Below are 5,176 nucleotides of genomic sequence, written 5' to 3' on the forward strand. Positions count from 1 at the left end.
TGGCGACCTTGCCGGCCAGTCTTGTGCCCATTTTTTTTGCCCCTATGTGACGATTTCGCTTTGCTGGTTGGGCGATGCTACCGCGCCGGCGCCGGGCGGCCAATCCACGAATTGAGTGCCGCGAGGCCAAGGTCATAGGTCCATTCGGACGCAGACCCGAAAACGGACGCGCCATACGGATCGGCCGCCCGAGTGCCCCTGTAAGCAAGTGGCTACCAACTTCCCATCACCTAAGAGAAAATTATTCTAGATTTGACCGAAAAATAGCAATCGACAAAGTCTACAAGTTTTATAGATTAACCGACGAGACGGAGGTCGATATGTCCTATATCCAGAACGCCCAGACGGATCGCAGTGGTCAGCGGGCGGCCAATGCCCAGACCTTCCGCCCGGCCTATGCCGGGGCTTTCGCCTATCTCGTCTTTGCCCTTGCGTTCGTGTTCACCGGGGCCGTTGTTCTGGGTCTTATTCCCTGAGTCGTCAGATCGACCGGGGTTAGCTGCCCCACCACTTACAGGCAATTGGAGTTGAATGAACCGAATCCTCGGCGTGCTTTCGCGCGCCCGACACCACGGAGGACATGGCAATGCCGATCGAGTTCACGCATATTCCCGGCAAGACCGCCGATGCCGCGGTTCCTTTTTTCTACGACTTTGCCGAGACCGCGACCAAGCTCGGGCTGATCGAGGACGGCGGCTTCCGCAAGATCGTCGTCGACGATTCGGCCGGACTGCTGACCAACATGGATCTTGCGGCCCAGGTGCTCGATCGCACCTCGTCGCTGGAAGTCGTGCTCACCCATTGGGCGGGCGTGGTCGAACCGACTGTGGCGGCCCGCCAACTGGCGTCGATCGACAGGCAAAGCGGCGGACGCCTGGCGCTGAGAATGATCAGCGAGCCGCTGAGCGATGCCGACGCCGAAACACGGCCGGTCGGGCACACCGTCATCTGGCAGCGAATAGACGAATATCTGGTGCTGCTGAAGCGGCTGTGGTCGAACGACCGGCCCTTCGACCACGAAGGAACGTTCTACAGCATCAAGGGCGGCTACGTGCCGCGCAAGGGACCGCACGGCGCCGACCTGGTCATCCGCATGGGCGGGCAGTCCGGAACGGCGCTCAAGGTGGCCGGCCGGCATGCCGATGTCTTTGAACTGGCGCCGGGCTCGATCGACGAGATCCGGCAATTGATGGAGCGGGTGCGCCGCTCCGCCGCCGAACATGGCCGGGCCGGCAAGCTGCGCTTCGCGCTTCCGGTCGGGATTCACCAGGGTGCTTCCGCCTCCGGCCACAAGGCGGTCGATGTTGCCGGGCCGCCAGCCCAGGCCGCCCTGTCGCTGCTTGCCTATGCAGCCCTCGGGATCGATGAATTCATGATTGTCGGCGTCGACACGCCACGCGAGATCGCAACGCTCGGCCGGGAAACGATCGCCCTGCTGCGCAATTCGCTGGCGCGTCGCGAACACGAGGCATTCCAGCCTGGAGCATATGCGTCTCGTGCAGGATTGGAGACGCGCGCAACGGGCTGAAGTCCTTCAGCCTTTTGTTGCCTCGGGCCTGTCGCCAAGCCGCGACAGGCCTTCAATGACAGCGCCCGAATCCGCCAGCGCGCCGAAGACGCCATCTTCGACCGTCACCATATGAAGCGCGGCCTCGTGGGCTTGTTTGTCGCCGCTGGCGCAGGCGTCGGAAATCGTCAGGCATTGAAAGTTGCGGTCGCAGGCTTCGCGCAGCGTGGTGTGGACGCAGACATCCGTCGTGCATCCGGAAAACATGAGATGCGTGATGCCTTGCGCGCGGAGCACAAGCTCGAAATCCGTATAAATGAAGGCGCTGTTGCAGGTCTTGTCGACGATGATGTCGTGCGGTGCCACGTCGATCTCCGGAACGATCTGGAACCCCGTGCCCGAGCGCAGCAGGATATCGGTGCCGTCGAGACCGGAGCGCTTGCGGCGCCATTTTTCGTAAGGCGTCATATCGGCCATGTCGGCCCTATAGCCCTGCCTGGTATGGATGACCCTGACGCCGGCCTTGCGCGCGGCCGCGATCAGCCGGCTCACCGTCGGCAGGATCGCTCTCAGAGGCGACGGATCATAGCCCTGCCTGGCGAAGTAGCCCGTCGTCGACAGGAAATCCTGCTGCAGGTCGATGACGATCAGCGCGGTGTTTTCGGCCACCAGCCTGCCGTCAAAGGGAAAGTCGAAGGGCGTTGCCTTGATCATCCGGGGGCTCCCTGCTTGGCCGCTACCATAGTGGATCAACGCGATGACACCAGATGCTGGGCGTCGTGCAGGCGTCGATAGATGCCGCCGGCACGGATCAGTTCGCTGTGCGACCCCTGCTCGACGACGCCCGACTCCGAGACGACGACGATGCGGTCGGCGCCGCGGATCGTGGCCAGCCGGTGTGCGATGACCAGCGTGGTTCGGCCTTCGGCAAGTTCGGCCAGCGATTTCTGGATTTCGCGCTCGGTCTCGGTGTCGAGCGCCGACGTCGCCTCGTCGAGGATCAGGATCGGCGGGTTCTTCAAGAACATACGGGCAATCGCCAGCCGCTGCTTCTGGCCGCCGGACAGTTTTACGCCGCGCTCGCCGATGATCGTGTCGTAACCGGCCGGCAGGCCTGATATCATGCCGTCGAGCTGCGCCCGCCGCGCGGCATCGGCGATGGCGTCGTCGGAGGCGCCGAGACGGCCATAGGCAATGTTTTCGCGGATCGAGCCGCCGAACAGGAAGACATCCTGCTGGACGATGCCGATCTGGCCGCGCAGCGAAGCGAGCGTCATGTCCCTGATATCGATGCCGTCGATGCTGATCCGCCCGGCGCTGACTTCGTAGAACCGCGGCAGCAGCGAGCATATGGTGGTCTTGCCGGCACCTGACGGCCCGACGAAGGCGATGGTTTCGCCGGCGCGGATGGTGAGATCGATATCCCTGAGCACCGGCTTGCCGTCGCCATAGCCGAAGCTCACACCGCGATATTTGATGTCGCCCTTGAGGCCGCTGGCGGTAACGGCACCGGCCCGGTCGGCGATGTCGGGTTCGGTGTCGAGCAACTCTGTGTAGCGGCGGAAGCCGGCAATGCCTTTTGGATAGGTCTCGATCACCGAATTGATCTTCTCGATCGGCCGCACGAAGACGCCGACCAAAAGCAGGAAGCCGACGAAGCCGCCATTGCTCAGGCCTCCCGTGATGACGAGGTAGCTGCCGGCAATCATGACCACGAGCTGGATCAGCCTTATGCCCATGTAGTTCAGCGAATTGCTGGCCGACATGATGCGGTAGGCGTCGAGCTTGGTCTGGCGGTAGCGCTGGTTGTCATGCGCGAACAGCGTGCGCTCATGCTCCTCGTTGGCGAAGGCCTGGACGACGCGCATGCCGCCGACATTCTCCTCGATGCGGACGTTGAAATCGCCGACACGCCGGTAGAGCGCCTGCCAGTTGCGCTCCATGCGGTCGCCGTAGCGCATCGTCACCCAGGCGATCAGAGGCACGATCACCGCCGTGATCAGCGCCAGATGCATGTTGACCGTGAACATCAGCACGAAGGCGCCGGCGAACGTCATGATGGCGATGAACAGGTCCTCGGGGCCATGATGCGCGATCTCGCCGATCTCCTCGAGATCCTTGGTGACGCGACCGACGAGATGGCCGGTCTTGTGGTTGTCGTAGAAGCGGAACGACAGTTTCTGCAGATGATCGAAGCTCTTGCGCCGCATCTCGGTCTCGATGTTGATGCCAAGCATGTGGCCCCAATAGGTGACGACCGCCATCAGCACCGTGTTGAGCAGATAGATTACCAGCAGCCCGGCCGAGGCGATGATGATCAGCGTCCAGTCCTGCCGTGGCAGGAGCTGGTCGACGAAGGTGCGGACCGCCATGGGAAAGCCGAGTTCGAGCAGGCCGGCCAGCACCGCGCAGGAGAAGTCGAGCGCGAACAGCCCCTTCCAGGGCGCGTAATAGGACAGGAAACGTCTGATCATCGAGGTGAACCGCAAGCTGTCTTGATGGACGCGGCGAGGGCACCGGCCGCCATCGATGGGCGCTGCTTACAATCGGCAGGGCAGGGTCGGCAATATGCCAGGGCCGACTTCATTGCCTGCCTTTCCACATCAGCGCCATGAAATAGGGGCCGCCGACGAAGGCGGCGATGAGCCCGGCCGGCACCTGCCAGGGAAAGATCAGCGTCCGGCCTGCCCAGTCGGCGGCAACGAGGATCAGCCCGCCTGTCATGGCCGAGGCCAGAAGCTGCGGCACGGCACGGCGGAAGCCGAGCATGCGCGCGAGATGCGGCGCCATCAGGCCGACGAAGCTCAGCGGGCCGATGACCAATGTCGCGGTTGCGGTGGCCAGCGCGGTAAGTGCCAGCAGAATGGCGCGAACCCGTCCAAGCCGCAGGCCAAGGCCACGCGCGGCAGTTTCGCCGAGCGGCACTATATCGAGCCAGCGCGCCGTCAGCGGCGCCAGCGCGAGGACGGCGACCGCGACCGCAGCGGCAGTGAAGGCATCATTGGGCGTTGCGCGATAGGTCGATCCCGATAGCCAGGCGAGCAGGAAGCCCGTGCGCGGATCGCCGCTGGCCAGAAGCAGCGCGGCGAAGGCCGACGCGACCGTCGCCACGGCGACGCCGGCAAGCAGCAGCCGCGCCGGCGACAGTGCATTGCGCCGCCCGACCAGCACGACGATCGTCAGCGCCAGCAAGGCGCCCGCGAGTGCGGCGCCGAGCATTGCCGCGCGGTCGAAGCCGTCGCTGAGCAACAGCAGCGCCAGCACGCCGAAAGAGGCGCCGCCGGAAATGCCGAGCACTTCGGGTGCTGCCATCGGGTTGCCGGTCATGCGCTGCATCAGCGTGCCGGCGACCGCGAGCAGGACGCCCGCCGACAGGGCGACGACGACGCGAGGCGCGCGCAGGGCAAGCAGCTCGGTCAAATCCTCGGATGCGATCCAGTGCCAACCGCCTGCGCCACGGCCAAAGCCCATTGCGACGACAACCGCGAGGATGAGCGCCAGCAGGCCGGCGATCAACGGCAGGCCGTTTGTCGGCAGGCGTACGGACGACATCATATCGGCCTGCCTTTCGGGGGTGGTTCGCATTCGCGGCAACAGGAACAGCAGCAGCGGCGCGCCGAGCAAAGCGGTCGCGGTGCCGGCGGGGGTTTTGCCGGCGAACGGCAGATG

5 protein-coding genes are annotated in these 5,176 nt (G+C 64.2%); 2 read left to right on the top strand and 3 right to left on the bottom strand.

The features are described from left to right. The first annotated feature begins 320 nt into the window (after window positions 1-320). Together EN914_RS23535 and EN914_RS23540 are read left to right on the top strand one after the other, a co-directional pair. Window positions 321-476 (top strand): hypothetical protein, encoded by a 156-nt coding sequence (locus tag EN914_RS23535; RefSeq protein ID WP_013528960.1) that lies wholly within the window; start codon window positions 321-323, stop codon window positions 474-476. Between the two features lie 110 nt (window positions 477-586). After that, window positions 587-1,528 (top strand): LLM class flavin-dependent oxidoreductase, encoded by a 942-nt coding sequence (locus EN914_RS23540; RefSeq protein WP_013528961.1) that lies wholly within the window; start codon window positions 587-589, stop codon window positions 1,526-1,528. Window positions 1,529-1,534: 6 nt separating this feature from the next. On the opposite strand, the gene EN914_RS23545 is transcribed toward EN914_RS23540, so the two are convergent. The 3 genes from EN914_RS23545 to EN914_RS23555 all read right to left on the bottom strand — a co-directional run. Then, window positions 1,535-2,221 carry a cysteine hydrolase family protein gene (locus EN914_RS23545; RefSeq protein WP_013528962.1) on the bottom strand — a complete coding sequence of 229 codons (687 nt, stop codon included), beginning with the start codon at window positions 2,219-2,221 and terminating at the stop codon, window positions 1,535-1,537. A 35-nt stretch (window positions 2,222-2,256) separates the two neighbouring features. After that, a complete protein-coding gene (locus EN914_RS23550; protein ID WP_024504730.1) occupies window positions 2,257-3,981 on the bottom strand; it encodes an ABC transporter ATP-binding protein in 1,725 nt (574 codons plus the stop codon). Between the two features lie 109 nt (window positions 3,982-4,090). Next, window positions 4,091-5,176, bottom strand: a 1,086-nt coding sequence (locus EN914_RS23555; RefSeq protein ID WP_164778870.1) for an iron chelate uptake ABC transporter family permease subunit, incomplete at its 5' end; no start/stop codon positions are given.

The sequence above is a fragment of the Mesorhizobium sp. M7A.F.Ca.CA.001.08.2.1 genome, from assembly GCF_003998455.1.
GTDB classification, from domain to species: Bacteria; Pseudomonadota; Alphaproteobacteria; order Rhizobiales; family Rhizobiaceae; genus Mesorhizobium; species Mesorhizobium ciceri.

Bases quoted from the DNA above. Each gene is read 5' to 3' on its own strand.
- EN914_RS23545 (WP_013528962.1), bottom strand. From the start codon at position 2,221: ATGATCAAGGCAACGCCCTTCGACTTTCCCTTTGACGGCAGGCTGGTG.
- EN914_RS23540 (WP_013528961.1), top strand. From the start codon at position 587: ATGCCGATCGAGTTCACGCATATTCCCGGCAAGACCGCCGATGCCGCG.
- EN914_RS23535 (WP_013528960.1), top strand. From the start codon at position 321: ATGTCCTATATCCAGAACGCCCAGACGGATCGCAGTGGTCAGCGGGCG.
- EN914_RS23550 (WP_024504730.1), bottom strand. From the start codon at position 3,981: ATGATCAGACGTTTCCTGTCCTATTACGCGCCCTGGAAGGGGCTGTTC.